The sequence below is a fragment of the Synechococcus sp. CC9616 genome, from assembly GCF_000515235.1.
GTDB lineage: Bacteria > Cyanobacteriota > Cyanobacteriia > PCC-6307 > Cyanobiaceae > Parasynechococcus.
Genome location: NZ_KI911558.1, coordinates 2,042,776 through 2,060,348 on the forward strand (window position 1 = coordinate 2,042,776; position 17,573 = coordinate 2,060,348).

General features: G+C 58.5%; 17 protein-coding genes. 10 read left to right on the forward strand and 7 right to left on the reverse strand.

What is annotated here, in order from left to right; genetic code table 11:
* Positions 1-35 precede the first annotated feature (35 nt).
* From SYN9616_RS0111665 to SYN9616_RS0111675, 3 genes are all read left to right on the forward strand, one after another.
* Positions 36-1,448, forward strand: a complete 1,413-nt coding sequence (locus tag SYN9616_RS0111665; RefSeq protein WP_028953244.1) for a PP2C family protein-serine/threonine phosphatase — start codon at positions 36-38, stop codon at positions 1,446-1,448.
* Positions 1,449-1,475: 27 nt separating this feature from the next.
* A complete protein-coding gene (gene argH, locus SYN9616_RS0111670) occupies positions 1,476-2,888 on the forward strand; it encodes an argininosuccinate lyase (RefSeq protein ID WP_028953245.1) in 1,413 nt (470 codons plus the stop codon).
* Positions 2,889-3,026: 138 nt separating this feature from the next.
* Complete coding sequence (locus SYN9616_RS0111675) at positions 3,027-3,626, forward strand: RNA-binding protein (RefSeq protein WP_028953246.1); 600 nt, start codon at positions 3,027-3,029, stop codon at positions 3,624-3,626.
* 7 nt (positions 3,627-3,633) lie between these two features.
* Here SYN9616_RS0111675 and dusA read toward each other — a convergent pair whose 3' ends face one another.
* A complete protein-coding gene (gene dusA / locus SYN9616_RS0111680; protein ID WP_028953247.1) occupies positions 3,634-4,638 on the reverse strand; it encodes a tRNA dihydrouridine(20/20a) synthase DusA in 1,005 nt (334 codons plus the stop codon).
* A 70-nt stretch (positions 4,639-4,708) separates the two neighbouring features.
* On the opposite strand from dusA, the gene msrB reads away from it, so the two are divergent.
* Positions 4,709-5,203: a peptide-methionine (R)-S-oxide reductase MsrB gene (gene msrB, locus SYN9616_RS0111685; protein WP_028953248.1), complete on the forward strand. Its 495-nt coding sequence runs from the start codon at positions 4,709-4,711 to the stop codon at positions 5,201-5,203.
* A 34-nt stretch (positions 5,204-5,237) separates the two neighbouring features.
* The gene (locus SYN9616_RS0111690) at positions 5,238-6,443 is read left to right on the forward strand and encodes an NAD(P)/FAD-dependent oxidoreductase (RefSeq protein ID WP_232200741.1); all 1,206 of its coding nucleotides are present in this window, start codon (positions 5,238-5,240) and stop codon (positions 6,441-6,443) included.
* Here SYN9616_RS0111690 and SYN9616_RS0111695 read toward each other — a convergent pair.
* The 3 genes from SYN9616_RS0111695 to SYN9616_RS0111705 are packed head-to-tail and all read right to left on the reverse strand — an operon-like array spanning position 6,418 to position 10,637.
* Positions 6,418-7,677: a type II secretion system F family protein gene (locus tag SYN9616_RS0111695; protein ID WP_028953250.1), complete on the reverse strand. Its 1,260-nt coding sequence runs from the start codon at positions 7,675-7,677 to the stop codon at positions 6,418-6,420. The two genes, SYN9616_RS0111690 and SYN9616_RS0111695, sit on opposite strands and share 26 nt — an antisense overlap.
* 19 nt (positions 7,678-7,696) lie before the next feature.
* Entirely contained in the window at positions 7,697-8,773 is a 1,077-nt protein-coding gene (locus SYN9616_RS0111700; RefSeq protein ID WP_028953251.1) for a type IV pilus twitching motility protein PilT, read from the reverse strand.
* Between the two features lie 10 nt (positions 8,774-8,783).
* Positions 8,784-10,637: a GspE/PulE family protein gene (locus tag SYN9616_RS0111705; RefSeq protein WP_028953252.1), complete on the reverse strand. Its 1,854-nt coding sequence runs from the start codon at positions 10,635-10,637 to the stop codon at positions 8,784-8,786.
* Positions 10,638-10,742: 105 nt separating this feature from the next.
* Here SYN9616_RS0111705 and grpE point away from each other — a divergent pair, with 105 nt between their 5' ends.
* From grpE to rsgA, 4 genes are read left to right on the forward strand one after another with little or no spacing between them, the layout of a single operon-like run.
* Positions 10,743-11,423: a nucleotide exchange factor GrpE gene (gene grpE / locus SYN9616_RS0111710; protein WP_028953253.1), complete on the forward strand. Its 681-nt coding sequence runs from the start codon at positions 10,743-10,745 to the stop codon at positions 11,421-11,423.
* Positions 11,423-12,550 carry a molecular chaperone DnaJ gene (dnaJ, locus tag SYN9616_RS0111715; protein ID WP_028953254.1) on the forward strand — a complete coding sequence of 376 codons (1,128 nt, stop codon included), beginning with the start codon at positions 11,423-11,425 and terminating at the stop codon, positions 12,548-12,550. The genes grpE and dnaJ overlap by 1 nt, the downstream gene beginning before the upstream one ends.
* Positions 12,550-12,777 (forward strand): sulfurtransferase TusA family protein, encoded by a 228-nt coding sequence (locus tag SYN9616_RS0111720; RefSeq protein ID WP_028953255.1) that lies wholly within the window; start codon positions 12,550-12,552, stop codon positions 12,775-12,777. Before dnaJ ends, SYN9616_RS0111720 begins: the two co-directional genes overlap by 1 nt.
* Before the next feature lie 6 nt (positions 12,778-12,783).
* On the forward strand, positions 12,784-13,683 hold the full coding sequence (gene rsgA / locus SYN9616_RS0111725) for a ribosome small subunit-dependent GTPase A (RefSeq protein WP_028953256.1): 900 nt from the start codon (positions 12,784-12,786) through the stop codon (positions 13,681-13,683).
* On the opposite strand, the gene SYN9616_RS0111730 is transcribed toward rsgA, so the two are convergent.
* The 3 genes from SYN9616_RS0111730 to murC are packed head-to-tail and all read right to left on the reverse strand — an operon-like array spanning position 13,658 to position 16,368.
* Positions 13,658-13,999: a YbaB/EbfC family nucleoid-associated protein gene (locus SYN9616_RS0111730; RefSeq protein ID WP_028953257.1), complete on the reverse strand. Its 342-nt coding sequence runs from the start codon at positions 13,997-13,999 to the stop codon at positions 13,658-13,660. The two genes, rsgA and SYN9616_RS0111730, sit on opposite strands and share 26 nt — an antisense overlap.
* Positions 14,000-14,023: 24 nt before the next feature.
* Positions 14,024-14,917 (reverse strand): UDP-N-acetylmuramate dehydrogenase, encoded by an 894-nt coding sequence (gene murB / locus SYN9616_RS0111735; protein WP_028953258.1) that lies wholly within the window; start codon positions 14,915-14,917, stop codon positions 14,024-14,026.
* 5 nt (positions 14,918-14,922) lie between these two features.
* Complete coding sequence (murC, locus tag SYN9616_RS0111740; RefSeq protein WP_028953259.1) at positions 14,923-16,368, reverse strand: UDP-N-acetylmuramate--L-alanine ligase; 1,446 nt, start codon at positions 16,366-16,368, stop codon at positions 14,923-14,925.
* A gap of 173 nt (positions 16,369-16,541) precedes the next feature.
* Between murC and gap the strand changes: the two genes are divergently transcribed.
* Positions 16,542-17,567 (forward strand): type I glyceraldehyde-3-phosphate dehydrogenase, encoded by a 1,026-nt coding sequence (gap, locus tag SYN9616_RS0111745; RefSeq protein WP_028953260.1) that lies wholly within the window; start codon positions 16,542-16,544, stop codon positions 17,565-17,567.
* The last annotated feature ends 6 nt before the right edge of the window (positions 17,568-17,573 follow it).

Here is a 17,573-nt window from a genome sequence, read left to right on the forward strand (position 1 = left end):
CGTTGCTACCTTGCGACTCCCCCGGTGGCCAGGCCTTGAGCAGCAAGCCACCCCGTCGACATCCTTCCACGCCTCTGCGAAGCGCCAATCCAACGCCGCAGGCGATGGCGTCATTGCGCCAGCTCTTCGACAGTCTCAGCGGGGAACAGCGGCGAAATCAAGACCTTCTGGTGTCTCTGGGCTTTGCTCTGCGGAGCTTCACCAATCTGCACCGCTTTCTGGAACTCGTTCCAGTGGTGGCATCTCGGCTGCTCACAGTGGATGGAGCCCTGTTGGTGCCGTTTCAGGCCGACGGCAGGCTTTGGCGCGATCAGCTGCAGGCCGTTCCAGCTGACGATTGCCAGGAGCTGCTGCGCCGACTCGCTGGTTTCGAGCCCGGCCATGCTGCCGGCTTCGGAACCGAGGAAAGCCAGCTGTTCGACATGGATCGATTGGTCCAGCGTCTGTTTCCACGGGCTGGCATGTTTGCCACCTCCGTCGTGTCTCGCGGACGTCCGCGAGGACGTCTGTATGTTTTTGATCTCGCAGGGGAACTCGTCTGGACCGATGTGCATCGCCGCCATGCCCAGCTTGTCGCTGATCTGGCTGGTGTCGCGATCGAAAATGATCAAATGCTGCAGGAAGCCCGTCGCCACGAACGGGTTGATCGACAGCTGAGCATCGGTGCGGAAATTCAGGCCCAGCTTTTGCCGGATCGCTGTCCTGTGATCGAAGGTGTTGAACTTGCGGCTCGTTGCAGGCCCGCGTTTCAAGTCGGAGGCGATTACTACGACTTCATTCCAACCCGACCGGAATTGATGGGTCGTCGTCGCGAGAGAGGTCGCTGGGCCCTGGTGATGGGGGATGTGATGGGTAAGGGAATTCCAGCTGGATTGCTGATGACCATGCTGCGGGGAATGCTGCGCGCTGAAGTGCTCAGCGGTCTTCCACCGGATCGCATCCTGCACGATCTGAACCAGCTGGCCCAGGAGGACCTGGCTCAGTCGCATCGCTTCGTGACGTTGTTTTATTCAGATTTCGATCCGCGTACCCGCTTGCTCCGTTACGCCAATGCTGCTCACAATCCACCGCTGCTCTGGCGCGCCGAGCGGCGCAATATCAGTCGTCTGGATGCCGCGGGGCTCCTGATCGGATTGCAGCCGGAAGCGGATTACAGCAGTGGGGAGGTTCGCCTGGAGCCGGGAGATGTCCTGCTCTATTACACAGATGGCGTCACCGAAGCACCGGGAATCACGGGTGATCGATTCGATGAGGCGCGGTTGATCCGAGCGTTGGAGAGTGCTTGTCGCAGTGGTCAAGGATCCCAGGGGATCCTTGACACCTTGTTTGAACGGCTGGATCGCTTCGTCGGTTCTGATCGTCAGCTCGAGGACGATGCCTCGATGGTGGTGCTCAAGGTGCCGGAGGCGGTCACGTTGCCGAGTGTGAGTCTGCGCTCCTCGCCCTGACAAGCTGTTGGCACAGGCTTGTGGGTCATGGCTGGCGGGGTTACGGGTGGCTCGGATGGAACCTGGAGCGATCGGTTTGAGCAGGGACTTCATCCTTTTATTGAGCGCTTCAACGCGTCGATCGGGTTTGATCTTGCGCTTCTCCAGGAAGATTTAGATGGTTCGATCGCCCATGCCCGAATGCTTGCGGGTTGCGGAGTGATCACAACTGACGAGGCGGATCAGATTGTCGGGGGCTTAGAGACGATCCGTGCTGAAGCGGCCAGCGGCGTTTTTCAGCCGGGACTGGCGGATGAGGATGTTCATTTCGCCGTCGAACGCCGTTTAATCGCCTTACTGGGACCAATCGGCAAAAAGCTCCATACCGGTCGCAGTCGTAATGATCAGGTCGGGACCGATCTCCGACTCTGGCTTCGTCGTCGTCTTGATGAACTCGATCCTGGTCTGGGCCGATTGCAGACGGCGTTGTGGCGGCAGGCGGATCGCCATCGCAGCACGTTGATTCCCGGTTACACACACCTGCAGCGGGCACAGCCGCTCTGTCTTGCTCACCATCTGCTGGCCTACATCGAAATGCTTCAGCGGGATCGCGATCGTCTTGGAGATGTCCGCAAACGGGTGAACATTTGCCCTCTTGGTGCTGCCGCCTTGGCGGGCACGTCAGTTCCGATTGACCGACGCCAGACAGCCAATGAGCTTGGCTTTGCTGCTCCTTATGCGAACAGCCTGGATGCGGTGAGCGATCGCGATTTCTGTGTTGAGTTCACAGCTGCAGCGTCTCTCGTCATGGCCCATCTCAGTCGGCTGGCTGAGGAAGTGATTGTCTGGGCGTCAGAGGAGTTCGGGTTTGTGGGGCTGAGCGACCGTTGCGCCACAGGGAGCAGCTTGATGCCCCAGAAAAAAAATCCGGATGTGCCGGAACTCGTTCGTGGAAAGTGCGGTCGGGTGTTCGGACACCTTCAGAGCCTGCTCACCATGATCAAGGGTCTTCCTTTGGCCTACAACAAGGATTTTCAGGAAGACAAGGAAGCGTTGTTCGATGCCGTGCGCACGACTCGGGACTGCGTTGAAGCGATGGCGATTTTGTTTGAAGAGGGGTTGACGTTTCGTCCTGAGCGGCTGGAACAGGCGGTGGAACAGGATTTCTCCAACGCCACCGATGTGGCTGATTACCTCGTGGCCAAAGGGGTGCCGTTTCGTGAGGCATACCAGTTGGTGGGTTCCGTGGTGCGCCATTGCCTGGAACGCTCATGCCTGCTCAGGGATCTCAGCCTCGAGGAGTGGAAGCGACTTCACCCGGCCTTTGAGGGGGATTTGCATGACGCCCTGGCCGCTCGTGCTGTTGTTGCCGCTCGTCGCAGCGAAGGGGGCACCGCTTTCGAGCGGGTGGATGAACAGCTGATCGCCTGGTCGGATCGACTCGATCTCGGCATCGAATGATCGACCGGGATGACCCGGTTGCGAAAACGGGTCTACGCTGAAATGACCAGAGGTACGTGCTTCTCCTTCGAAGTCCAGGACCCATGGTGATAATCCAGGTCCCTCCGGTCCTTTTTTTCGTACTCAGTCCACTTAAAAGTGAGCATTTTCGTCGGCAATCTCCCCTTCCGCGCTGAGCAGGAGGATGTGATCGAGCTATTTGCCCAGTTCGGTGAAGTTGTGAACTGTGCCCTCCCCCTGGAGCGGGACACAGGCCGCAAACGTGGCTTTGCGTTTGTTGAGATGTCCGATGAGGCCGCCGAAGAAGCTGCAATTGAGGCTCTACAGGGCGCTGAATTGATGGGTCGTCCATTGCGGATCAACAAGGCAGAACCGCGTGGGAGTGCTCCCCGTCGTGGCGGCGGTGGTGGTGGATATGGCGGTGGTGGTGGTGGATATGGCGGCGGTGGCGGTGGCGGTGGCGGTGGCTACCGCGGCGGCGGCGGTGGATATGGCGGTGGTGGTGGTGGATATGGCGGTGGTGGCGGTGGCGGATACGGCGGCGGCGGTGGTGGCCAGGATGGTGAGCGACGCTCAGGAGCCCGTGGTTGGGAGGATCGGAGTTATGGAGCTCGCGATAACCGCGACAGCAGCAGCGGAGAAGGCGGGGGCTATGACGACGGACGCAGTCGGCGTCGCCGTGGTTCTTCCACCGGGGGAGGAGATGACTACTCCGGATATGGCGGCGCAGAGGGCTGATTGATGGTTAGAGGCCGGCATCCCTGAGTTGTTGGCCTGCTGATTCAAGAACGCCGATCCCTGCGTCCCGACGTTGGGCGTTTAAGCCGATTTCACGACGCCAGTGGCGCGCTCCTGGGACACCTTCCACCAGTTGAACGAGATGGCGGCAGAGATCCCATAGCCGACCGCCGCGTTTGAGATGCGCTTCCGCGTGAGGCAGAAGTCCCTGCACCACATCGGATGCCTTGACCGTCTTCGGTAAATCGTCAAAGACATTGGCGTCGATGCACTGCCATCGCAGTGGATGGGCGTATGCAGCGCGGCCCACCATGGCTCCGTCGCAATGTTGCAACGCTTTCAGACAGTCCTCTGGTGATTCCAGACCGCCGTTGAGTTCGATCAGCAGGTGAGGACGACGTTCCTTCAGCGCTGTCACGCGTTCATGCTGCAGAGGTGGAATCGTTCGGTTCTGTTTCGGATCGAGCCCTTCGAGCCAGGCTTTCCGCGCGTGAATGGCAAAACGGCTTGCTCCTGCTGAGGCAACCCGATCCACAAAGGCCGTCAGCAGGGCATCACTATCGAGATCATCAATGCCAATCCTGTGTTTCACCGTTACCGGACGGTCAGTGGCTGCGCACATCGCTTCAACGCAGCGGGCTACAAGATCAGGCTCCGCCATCAGACAGGCCCCAAAATTTCCAGCTTGAACTTTCTGGCTTGGGCAACCGATGTTCAAGTTGATCTCGTCATAACCCCAGTCCGTCGCCAGCCGTGCGGCCTCAGCCAGAAGGGCGGGATCGTCACCTCCGATCTGCAGAGCGATTGGATGTTCGATCGGATCAAAATCCAGAAGTCGTTGCTTGCGATCGCTGTGATGGAGTGCCTGGGCGACCACCATCTCGGAATACAGGAGCGCACGTTGGCTGATTTGGCGCATCAGCACGCGGAAATGTCGATCGGTGCAGTCGAGCATCGGCGCCACGCTGAAGCGATAGGCGCCCATTAATTGATGGGGCTCAACGGAGTTCATCGCCCCATGCTGCCTGTCAGTCGTTTTTCAGCTCGTTTAGAACCATCTGGCTGACCTTTCTTCTGCATCGATGACTCAGATCGCTGCTGCTCTAACCAGACGCTCGCTGCTCTTCGCTGCTTTGACCGGTCCCTTCTGGCGACTCAAGCCAGCCTTGGCGGCATCCAAAGCTGCTGATCCTGCCTGGGATCTCAGTCAGGAGGATTGGCGCAAGCGGTTGTCTGCCGATGCCTATCGGGTGCTGCGTGAGGAGGGCACGGAGCGCCCATTCACCAGTCCGCTGAACAGCGAGAAGCGTTCGGGGACCTACCACTGCGCTGGCTGTGACCTCCCCCTGTTTTCCTCAGAAGCCAAGTTCGATAGCGGAACCGGTTGGCCCAGTTTCTGGCAGTTCCTGCCCCAGGCCGTGGCAACGAAAGTAGATTTCAAACTGATTATTCCGCGCACGGAATATCACTGCCGGCGCTGCGGTGGTCATCAGGGCCACGTGTTTAATGACGGACCGCGACCGACGGGAAAGCGTTACTGCAACAACGGAGTTGCCCTCCGCTTCCAGCCTGCTTGATCTGATTGTCGTTGGCGGTGGTCCCGCTGGATATATGGCAGCGATCACTGCCGCTGAGCAGGGAATTCAGCAGGTGCTGTTGCTTGAAGGAACACCTGAGCCCTTGCAGAAAGTGCGCATCAGTGGGGGTGGTCGCTGCAATGTGACCCATGCCTGCTGGGACCCCCGTGAACTGGCCACCCATTACCCCCGTGGCAGTCGACCACTGCGGGGTCCGTTCAGTCGTTTCGCCTGCGGGGACGCGATCGCCTGGTTTGAAGACCACGGGCTCACGCTGGTGGAGGAGCCTGATGGGCGGATGTTTCCGCAGCAGAACCGCTCCGAGGCGGTGATCCAGTGCCTGCAGAACGCTGCCCGGGCCACGGGTGTTCAGCTGCTTACCAAGGCGATGGTCCAGCACGTGCGCGTTCACCCCGAGGGTGGCTTTGTGCTCGAGGGCCGCGGCCTGGAGCCTGTGCATGCACGCAGCTTGATGCTGGCCACGGGGGGACATCCCAGCGGCCGAAAACTGGCTGAGGCCCTGGGCCACCAGGTGGTGCCTCCGGTGCCATCGCTGTTCAGCCTCACCCTGCAGGCGCCGGTACTGAACGCTTGCAGTGGCATCGCCATCGACGATGTGGGCCTCGATCTGAAACTTGGCAACCAGCGTTTCCGCCAGACCGGGCGGGTGTTGATCACCCATCGCGGTCTCAGCGGTCCTGCCACGCTGCGTCTCTCAGCCTTTGCTGCCAGGGCGCTTCATGAGAGCCGTTACAGGGGTGAGCTGAAGCTGGATTGGAGTGCTGGGCTGGGACGCTCGGGAGTGACCGAGCGGTTGCAGCAATGGCGGCAGGAGCAGGCCCGACGAACGCTTTCAGCAGCCAAGCCTTTTGAGCATCTGCCAAGGCGGCTCTGGCAGGCCTTCCTGACCCTGGCCGCTGTGGAGGCTGAGCGCCGTTGGGCCGATCTGCCGATCAAGGCCGAGCGTCAATTGGTAGAGCTGCTCTGCGCCCAGAGTTTGTCGATCACAGGACGCGGGCCCTTTGGGGAGGAGTTCGTCACCGCCGGCGGTGTCGACTTGGGGGACGTCAACTTGGCCACGATGGAGAGCCGTCGCTGTCCCGGTCTTTATCTGGCCGGTGAACTGCTGGATGTGGACGGGGTGACCGGTGGATTCAATTTTCAGGCCTGTTGGAGTGGCGGTTGGTTGGCGGGTCAGGCGGTGGCTGCAGCACTTACTGGATCTGATCAAACACGGTGAACATCGGCAGATACATCGCCAGAAGAATTGAACCCACAATTCCTCCGACCACAACAATCATGGCGGGTTCAAGCATGGACGTGAGCGCCTTCACCATCGCGCTCACCTCGTCTTCATAGAAGTCGGCAACCTTGCTCAACATCTTGTCCATTTCTCCTGTTTCTTCGCCGATCGCCAACATATTGAGTGCCATATCAGGGAGAACTTTCTGGCGAATCAGTGCTGTGCTCAGCAATACTCCCTCCTGCACCATGGTCCGTGACGCGATGATTGCATCAGAAATAATGGTGTTTCCAGCTGTCTGACTGGAAATTTCCAAAGACATCAGTATCGGAACACCAGCTCTAGTCAGTGAGCTGAAGATCCGGCAGAATTGAGCTGTCGCCGTCATCATGATCAGATTGCCGAACAGAGGTAATTTGAGGACAAGGCGATCAATAGTGCGTCGACCTTTGTATGTGCCGTAATAGCGACCGAACAGCCATATCATAATTAATAGTGTTCCCACAATGTAAAGAGCCGTTGTCGATCGAAGTAATTTGCTCAGATCGACAAGTAGTTGGGTAAATGCTGGAAGCTCTGCCCCAAGATCCTCAAAAATTCCAGCAAATGTTGGGATCAAAAAGATCGTCATCCCTAAAAATACCAGGATTGCAATGACAAGTACGGCAACGGGATATCCCAGTGCCCCTTTGATTTGATTTTGTAATTTTGCATTGTCTTCCAATAATTTTGCAAGGCGCTTGAGAGATTCATCAAGAACTCCACCGGCCTCACCTGCCTCCACCATGGCAACACTGAGCTGATCAAAGACCTTTGGCCATTGGCGAATAGCAGCCCCAAGAGAGACGCCTTCGTTCACATCCAGGCTCACTTTGGTGAGTGCTCGTTTGAACATTGGTAGTTTCTGTTGTGTTGTCATAAGATCCAGGCTGCGAACAATCGGCACTCCGGCGTCCACTAGGGCTGCAAGCTTGCTGGCAAAAACAGCTTTCTCTTTGACCCCAGGCGGTTTCTCAAAAGCTCGTCCAAGATCGAATGACAGCAGGGATTGTTGTTCGTCCTTGCCGTTTTGATTGGTATTTTTTTTTCCGGTGTCGGCGGCCTTCAATTCAGTGGCTTTAATGCCCCTGCGGCGCAGTAAGCGCTTTGCTTCCACCAGGTCTGCAGCCTTCAGTGTGAGGTTGCGAGGCTGGCCAGTGGAACTGTTGTAAGTGGCGACGAAGGAGGCCATCTTTCAACTCGTCAGCGGTTCATTCATCACTGATCAATCGTTCCAGTTCGCCGGGCTTGCTCGCTTTGGCGAGACCTTCGGATCGAGTGATGTCGCCAGCTGTTACAAGATTGGCCAACGCTTTCTCCAGAGTCTGCATGCCGAGTTCTCCACCGGTTTGGATCTGGGAATAGATCTGAGCCGTTTTGCCTTCTCGGATCAGGTTTGCTGTTGCTGCGGTGTTGATCAGGATTTCCTGGGCCATCACCCGGCCGAACTGTCCCGGTTTGGGATTGTGACGTCGGCAGAGTGTCTGAGAGAAGACGGCCACAAGGCTTCCCGAGAGCTGGACGCGGATCTGGGTTTGCTGGGCAGGAGGAAACACATCCACCATGCGGTCAACCGTTTGAGCTGCGGAACTGGTGTGCAACGTTCCGAAGACAAGGTGGCCTGTTTCGGCAGCGCTGATCGCCAGTTGAATCGTCTCGAGGTCTCTCATTTCTCCCACCAGAATTACGTCTGGGTCTTCGCGCAAGGCGGCCCGCAGGGCATTCGCAAAACTGCGGGTGTCTTCATTCAGCTGTCGCTGATGCACAAGGCTCTTGTCGCTCTTGTAGACGAATTCGATTGGATCCTCGATGGTCAGGATGTGTTCGCTTCGGGTGTGATTGATGTGATCCAGCAGTGCCGCCAGGGTCGTCGTTTTCCCTGAGCCTGTCGGTCCTGTAACCAGTACGAGGCCGCGTGGTCGCTTGCTCGTCTCCATCACCACAGGGGGAAGGTTCAAGAGTTCGGCGCTCGGAATATTGCTGCCGAGAGCTCTCAGGCAAGCGGCATAGCTGCCCTTTTGCCGGTAGACGTTCACGCGGAAACGGGCGACCCCTTTGAGCCCATAGGCGCAGTCCAGCTCCCAGGTCTGTTCCAGGGTTTTGCGCTGACCGTTGTTGAGCATGGAGAAGATCAGCCGATTGCAGGCCTCTTCCGTGAGCGGATCCTCCAGCATCGGACGCAGTTCTCCGCTGAAGCGTCCGTAGGGAGGTTGTCCCGAAGCGATGTGCAGATCGCTGCCGCCGCCTTCGACGAGCTGCTGCATCAGATCTTCGATCATCAACTCCATCACGGTCTCCTCACAGGCGTTCAGTCAGGCAGTACGGGCATTCCAGCCAGGACTCCTGGAGACCGGCACCACACCCTTTACAGGTCATTGTGCTGAGCGCCCGGGCTCTGCGCTCGGATTCCAGCCCGGAATCCGTGAGGATCATCCGGCCAACCTCTTCAAGGGTGGTGTGGCCCTCGCGAACCAGCTGAAGGCTGTAGCCCAACAGGGTCACCATTCCGGACTCGAGGGCGAGCTGGCGAATCGTGTCGGTGGTTGCTCCTTTTGAGACCACGGTGGCGATCTCTTCGTTCATGCGAAGCACTTCGTAGACCCCGACGCGACCCTTGTAACCACTTCCCTGGCATCTCGGGCAGACTTTCTCGTTACCGGCGTGATGGTGGGCTTTGTAGAAGGTCACCTTTGCCTCGCCGCTCGCCATCAGTCCGAAGCGTCCGAGTTCCTGTTCGTCAGGGTGATAGGGCACCCGGCAGGCTGTGCAGACCCTTCGCATCAACCGTTGGGACACAATTCCAATCAGCGCGGCGGAGACCATGAATGGCTCCACACCCATCTCGTCGAGACGGGCGATTGTGCTGGGAGCGTCATTGGCATGGAGGGTGCTGAGGACCAGGTGGCCGGTGAGAGCCGCCTCGATCGCCGTTTTCGCTGTTTCCAGATCCCTGGTTTCCCCTACCAGCAACACATCCGGGTCCTGTCTCATAAAGGCCCGCAATGCCGTCGCGAAGTCGAAGCCCTTCTCGCGGTTCACCTGGCATTGCGTGATGCCCGGCAGGGTGTACTCAATTGGATCCTCCACCGTGGAGATGTTGATGCCGGGGTCGTTTCGTTCAGCGAGCAGGGAATAAAGGGTTGTTGATTTTCCTGAGCCTGTCGGGCCTGTCACGAGGATCATTCCAAATGGCTTCGCCCCAAGATCCCGAACGGTCGACAAGGTGTCGGGATTGCTGATCAGTTTGTCCAGTCCTAGTTGCGTGGCGCTGCTGTCGAGCAGACGCAGGCAGACTTTTTCACCGAAGCGGCTGGGCAGGGTATTGACCCTGAAATCAATCACCCGTTCGCGATATCGCCGTCGGATGCGACCGTCCTGGGCCTGTCGACGCTCGGCAATGTCGAGGTCAGCCAGGATTTTGAAGCGTGAGGTGACCGCAGGAATCAGACGGCTGGGCAGCGGTTCGATGTATTGCTGCAGCACCCCGTCCTGCCTGTAGCGCAGTCGCAGACCTTTCTGCTGAGGTTCTACATGGATGTCACTGGCGCTGACCGACATCGCCTGCAGCAGGATTCGATCCACCAGGGTCACCACAGGTGATGCTTCGGCATCCTTCAGGCTCTCCTCGAGATCGACCGTGCTGCTTGCGATTTGTGCCTGTTCTTCCGGGTCTTCCTTAAGAACGCCTTCGGCGCTGAAACCCTCCAGGTAGGAAGTGGCCGTTTCCTCAACATCTTCGTTGCGGGGTTCATGGCTCTCGGCCGTTTCGGCACTGTGCACGTCCACCGCCTCGGATTCGCTCTCTGATGCAGGCATGGATTTTGTCCATGCTGCTTCCAGATCGCTCAGCAAAGCTGGCTGCAGCAAAATTTCCCGATTGAGCTGGGAGAGGCGTGCCACCAGTTCGTCTGAGTGCTGCTGGTCCCAGTGACTTGGAACGGCCACAGCCAAATGGTTCTCATCCAGGCTCACGGGCATTGCCGGGAATGCTTTCCAGGCGTCGCTGTCCATGCTGCTCTCCATGCTCTTGAGCAGGGGCAGACCACTGCTCAGTTCATCGGGCGAGAGAACATGACGACGAAGCAGCAGTTCCAGTTCCAGGCGCTGCTGGGCTGCATCAAGTGCGTCTGGAATCGGCCTGGATAGGGTCACCTTGTGTCGTTGAAGGACTTGAAGGAAAGGTGCGGGCTTCCGCAGCTTGTGTGAGGAGAGCGTTGCCCTTCAACATGTCTAGGCACCAAACCCTGACCGGTCAGCATGAGTGGCGAAGCCCCCACCCCTGAGCAGGAGCAGAGCGTGGAACAGAACGAGGCTGCGACAGCTCCAGAGGCTGAGGCGACGAACAACGAGGCCATCAGTGATGCCTCGAGCGTCAGTGATGCCACGGCTGCGGATCCGAGTCAGCGGCTGCAGCAGCTTGAGCAGGAGCTGCAGAAACTGACCCAGGAACACGAGACCCTGCAGTCCCAGTACATGCGCATTGCTGCTGATTTCGACAATTTCCGCAAGCGACAGAGCCGGGATCAGGATGACCTGCGCCAGCAGCTGGTTTGCTCAACGCTCAGTGAAATCCTGCCGGTTGTCGACAATTTTGAAAGGGCTCGCCAGCAGCTGAATCCTGAGGGTGAAGAGGCTCAGGCCCTGCATCGCAGCTATCAGGGTCTGTACAAACAACTGGTGGAGGTTCTGAAGCAACAAGGGGTTGCTCGTATGGAGGTGGTCGGTCAGGACTTCGATCCCACCCTGCATGAAGCTGTTTTGCGGGAAGAGAGTCACGACCATCGCGAAGATGTGGTGATTGAAGAGCTGCAGCGGGGTTATCACCTCAACGGCAAGGTGCTGCGTCACGCCATGGTGAAAGTGTCGATGGGTCCTGGGCCGTCAACCGATGGATCCGATTCGGTGGATGCTGATCAGCCTCAGGCTCAGGAGGGTTGATGGCTGATTACTACGACCTTCTAGGCGTTTCCCGCGATGCTGATGCCGACACTCTGAAGCGGGCTTATCGGCGCCTGGCTCGTCAGTACCACCCGGATATCAATAAGGAACCTGGCGCTGAGGACCGTTTCAAGGAAATAGGTCGTGCTTACGAAGTGCTCAACGATCCCCAGACCAGGGCGCGTTACGACCAGTTCGGAGAGGCCGGTATCGGCGGTGCCGCCGGCGGCCCGGACATGGGTGACATGGGGGGATTCGCTGATCTCTTTGAAACCTTCTTCAGCGGTTTCGGAGGTGCTGCTGGCGGTGGTCGTCCACGCCGGCGTGGTCCCCAGCAGGGGGACGATCTTCGCTATGACCTCACCATCAGTTTTGAGCAGGCCGTCTTCGGCGAAGAGCAGGAAATCAAGATTCCCCATCTGGAGACCTGTGAAACCTGTGGCGGCAGCGGTGCCAAGCCAGGCAGCGGACCCACCACCTGTGGGACGTGTGGCGGAGCTGGACAGGTCCGCCGCGCCACCCGCACCCCCTTCGGCAGTTTCACCCAGGTAGCCGAATGTCCGAACTGCAATGGCACGGGTCAGGTGATTGCCGATCCCTGTGGTGCTTGCGGTGGTCAGGGTGTCCACCAGGTGCGCAAGAAACTGCGCATCAACATTCCTGCCGGCGTTGATACAGGCACTCGTCTAAGGGTCTCCGGTGAAGGAAATGCTGGTCCAAGGGGTGGTCCCTCCGGCGATCTCTACGTGTTTCTCACCGTCAAACCCCACCCACGGTTGCAGCGCGATGGCCTCAATGTCCTCTCTGAAGTGAAGGTGAGCTACCTCCAGGCCATCCTGGGCGATTCGATCGAAGTCGATACGGTCGATGGATCCTCGGAACTTGAGCTTCCATCCGGCACCCAGCCTGGGGCCGTGCTCACCATGCCCAACAAGGGAATTCCCAAGCTCGGAAATCCTGTTGCCCGAGGGGATCAGAAAGTCACAGTTACGGTTCAGCTGCCTGGTCGCCTCTCCGATGCGGAGAGACGACTCCTGGAGCAACTCGCCGGCCACCACTCTGCCCGTGGCAAACAGCACCATCACCACAACAGCGGTCTTTTTGCTCGCTTGTTCGGCCAAAAGTGATGGCTGCCCGTTCCCTGGACCTGAGGGGCACCCCCTGTCCGGTGAATTTCATCCGTTGTCGGCTGGCTCTTGAATCGATGCAGACCGGAGAGCGTCTCGACGTTCAGCTCGATCGCGGCGAACCCGAGGAGATGGTTGTTCCGGGTTTGCGAGACGAGGGTCATTTGGTTGAGACCACCATGGTTGAGCCGTCCTGGGTTGCCCTGACGGTGATCTGCGGAGGCTGAGGGGCATTGTCTGCCTTGCCCGGCACGGTGGTGGCGCTTCAGGCGAACTATCTGGAGGTTGAGCTTGATGCGGCCCCGCGGGGAATTCCCAGGCGTTTGCTCTGCACGCGGCGTACCCGACTGAACCATCAGGGCGCTGCGGTGTATGTCGGTGATCGCGTCCATCTCGAGGCCGTTGATGCCCAGCAGGCCCGCGCCGTGGTGTCGGGTGTTGACCCCCGCAGCAGCTGGCTTTCCCGCCCTCCTGTGGCCAACGTCACTTCGGTGCTGGTGGCTCTGGCTGTGGATCAGCCCAATTTTGATCCTGATCAAGCCAGTCGTTTTCTGCTGACAGCGGAGCGCACCGGTCTGTCCGTTCAGCTTCTGCTGACCAAGTGCGATCTGATCTCTTGCGAGCAGCAAGAGGAGTACAGGGTTCGCCTGGGGGGGTGGGGCTATGAACCGCTTCTGCTGTCCAGCCAAACCGGTGAAGGCATCAGTGCACTGAAAGAGCGATTGCTCCGAACATCTCTTTCTGTTGTTTGCGGACCATCCGGCGTGGGCAAGAGCAGTGCCCTCAACAGACTCATGCCCCAGCTGAGCCTTCGCGTCGGTTCAGTGTCAGGACGGCTGCAGCGAGGTCGACACACCACGCGACATGTGGAACTGTTCCCTCTGGTGGATGGTGTGCGGGTGGCGGATACACCAGGGTTCAATCGCCCTGACCTCCCGGACGACCCTCGAGAGCTGGCACTCCTGTTTCCGGAACTTCGTCAGCAGCTTCAGGAGTGGCCCTGTCGCTTCCGCGATTGCTTGCACCGTGGTGAGCCTGGCTGCGGGGTCCAGACGGATTGGGAGCGCTACAGCTTTTATCTCAGAACTCTCGAAGCAATGGCTGGATCTAGCCGCCCATCCCGGGGAGATTGAGGTTCAGGCCGCCGGTGAGATCCTCCATCCGTTCCTTCATAGTTGTGGTGGAGGCTTCGTAGGCGGCTTGCAGGGCCTGCAGTGTCGCGGTTTCACAAACGTCCTGACCCTGGCTCAGCAGCTCAGGATCGAGTCGAACGCGCAGGGGCTGTTGGTTGCCTGAAAGCCAGATGGTTGCGCGGCCATCCTCGCTGCTGCCCTCGATTTCCATGCCATCCAACTCCTCCTGCAGTTTCTGGGCGTCCTGCTGGATCTGCTGGGCTTTGCGGAATGCTTCGGTGAGTTGGCCGAAATTGGGGAGTCCGAACCCTGCCATGGTGCTGCTGACTGAGCCGGCAGACTAAGTCGCTAAAGCAAAGCCAAGGCGCTTCACTTCAGGATGCAGCGACAGATCGTGGTGTGACCTGACGCGTTCCTGGACCAACTTGATCAGCTGGTCGATGTCGTCGGCCGTTGCGCCACCACTGTTGACGATGAAGTTGGCATGCAGTGTGGACACCTCTGCTCCACCGATTCGCGTGCCTTTCAGCCCGAGTCCTTCGATTAGGCGACCGGCCTTCAACGGCTCAGGATTGCGGAAAACGCTGCCGCAGCTCGGTTGTGTGTAGGGCTGAGTGCTGGTCCGTTTGCTGAGATTGCCGCTTGTGATCCGACGCAGTTCCCGAGGGTCATGGCCTGGTTCCAGATGGAACCGGGCGGACAACACAAGCAGCGGTTCCTGCTGCAGGCGGCTGTGGCGGTAGTCGAAGTCAAGGTCCTGGCGACTGAGTTCGAACGGATCTCCACCTCGAAGAGACACAACCTGCACGGAATCAAGCCATTCCTGGGTACTTCCCCCTTGTGCTCCGGCGTTCATCACCGCAGCTCCACCCACGGTTCCAGGGATTCCCACAGCCCAGGTCAACCCGCGCAGTCCGGATTGAGCGACTTTGCGGGCCAGGGATGGGATCGGTTCTCCAGCGAGAGCGTTTACAACTCCTGTCTGCTGATCAAGTTCGACCCCTTGGAGCCGACGCAGACAAATGGTGAGGCCGCCCAGTCCCTTGTCGTGAATCAGCAGATTGGATCCAGCACCGATGACGCGGCAAGGAAGCCCTTGCTTGTTCGCCCAGTTCAACCAGTCAGTCACCTCCTCGATGCTGGTGGGTTCTGCCAACCACTCGGCCGGGCCGCCGACTCTCCATGTGGTGAATTCGGAGAGTGGGACCTGGCAACGGGGTTGGAGCGCTGGCATTGCGATCAAACCGCTACCACAGTGGTGGCTAGGTTGGATTGCTCACTGCGCACCAGCCTTTGCCAAAGGCTGTTGACATCGCCGGCACCCATCGCGAGCACGAGATCGTCAGCAAGACTTTCGCTCTTAACCTGCTCAACCAGCTCATCAAGGGCGTCGGCAACCTTGACCGGCAGATCCGGTTTCAGTTGACGAATCTGATGGGCGAGGGCGTGACTGCTGACGCCCTCGAGAGGGGATTCTCCAGCCGAATAGATCGGTGCCAGCAGTAAGACATCGCAGTTGACGAGTGCTTTGGCGAACTCCTGCAGGAACTCACTTGTTCGTGAGTAGCGATGCGGTTGAAAGACGGCGACCACACGTTGAGGTGCGCTGGGGAGAGGGCTGCGGCCGCTCTTCACCATCAGCTTGGCCATCTCGAGCGTGGCCTTCACTTCACTGGGGTGATGTGCATAGTCATCAACGATGTGGCGTCCATTCCAGGTGCCTCGATGGTCAAAGCGACGGCCCGGTGTCTGCAGCACCGTGAGACCGCGTTGCAGGGTTTCGAATGGAATGCCTTCCAGTCGGCAGGCCGCCAAGGCGGCTGTTGCATTGCTCAGGTTGTGAAGACCTGGCATTGGCAATGTGAATTCGCCAAGGGCTTTGCCGTGCTCATAGAACGTCGCCAAGCAGCGATCGCCATCAAGCTGATGTGGGATGGCTGCGAAATCGACATCATCACGTCGCTTCACTGACCACCAGGCGTTGGCTTGAAAGTGTTCTCGAAGGATGGGATCGTCTGCGTTGGCCAGGAGCCGATCGCATCCCTTGCCAAAACGCTGGAGGGTTGCAATGAGATCGTCGAGCCCCTTGTAGTGGTCGGTGTGATCCAGTTCAAGGTTGGTGATCACCCCGAGGGACGGTTGAAATTTCACTAACGAGCCATCCGACTCATCGGCCTCTGCAATCAGGAGTCGTCCTTCTCCAAAATGCCCGTTGCTGCCAAGGCAGGGCACGATTCCGCCAATGATGGCGGTTGGGTCCTCCCCGGCTGCATGAAGGAGTGTTGTGGTCAGGGTGCTGGTTGTGGTTTTTCCATGACTGCCAGCGACAGCAATGGAGGGTTGCAGCTCCATCAGAGCGGCCAGCAGATCGGAGCGATGCCAGATGTCGAGCCCGATCGAGCGTGCTTTCTTCAGTTCAGGATTTGTTTCCGGAATTGCCGTGCTGATCACGACAATTGGAGACGTTTTGTCCTCGTCGACAAGCGTCTGAATTGTCTCAGCAGTCTGCTTTGAAAAAACCCTGACGCCCTGGTCTCTTAGTTGTTGAACAGTGGTGTTCTCTCGGGAGTCGGAACCACTGACTGAATGGCTACGTTTGGCAAGGATGATTGCCAAAGCAGACATCCCGATACCGCCGACACCGATGAAGTGAACCCTTTGGCGGGAATCGAGAGTGCGTGACAAGGATCCCCGTCTGACGCTCGAAAGATAAGCCAGCTGCCTTGATCCGTCCTGAGTCGCTGGGACGGATTCTGCATTTCTGATCAAAAGATCCCTGAAATGTGGACGGGGAATTTTTACTTATTTCTGTATGATCGGCGGCCAAAACCCCTCTAGACGGAAATTCCGTTTCTCCCATGACCCTGCGCGTTGCGATCAATGGATTTGGCCGGATTGGTCGCAACGTGATGCGGGGTTGGATCAGCCGTGGGAATGACACCGGCCTGGAAATCGTGGGGATGAACTCCACATCCGATCCGAAGACCAGTGCCCATCTGCTCACCTACGACTCGATTCTCGGCAAACTCGATCCCAGCGTGAAGATCGAGACCACCGACGACACGATGGTGGTGAATGGCAAGGAAGTAAAATTCTTCGCCGATCGCAACCCTCTCAACTGCCCATGGAAGGACTGGGGCGTTGACCTGGTCATCGAGTCGACAGGTGTGTTCAACACCGATGAGAAGGCCAGCCTCCACCTTGAAGCTGGTGCAAGCAAGGTGATCCTGACGGCGCCCGGCAAAGGCCCTGGTGTCGGAACCTTTGTTGTCGGTGTCAATGATGATCAATACCGGCATGAGGACTGGAAGATCCTGTCCAACGCCAGCTGCACCACCAACTGCCTCGCTCCGATCGTCAAGGTTCTCGATCAGAACTTCGGGCTTGACTGGGGTCTGATGACCACCATCCACAGCTACACAGGCGACCAGCGAATTCTCGACAACAGTCACAGGGATCTGCGTCGCGCCCGTGCAGCCGCCCTCAACATGGTTCCGACAACCACCGGTGCTGCAAAGGCCGTTGCTCTGGTTTACCCGGAGGTGAAGGGCAAGCTCACAGGTTTCGCCATGCGCGTTCCAACTCCCAACGTCTCCGCCGTCGACCTCACCTTCGGTCCTTCCCGCCCCACCAGCGTTGATGAGGTGAAAGCAGTGATCAAGGCCGCTTCCGAGAACGGCATGAAGGGCATCATCAAGTACAGCGACCTTCCCCTGGTGTCCACCGACTACGCAGGAACCAACGAATCCACCATCTTCGATGCGGATCTCACCTATTCCATGGGAGACAAGGCCGTGAAAATCCTTGCCTGGTATGACAACGAGTGGGGTTACAGCCAGCGCGTGGTTGACCTGGCTGAAGTGGTCGCCCGTAACTGGAAGTGATCGTCC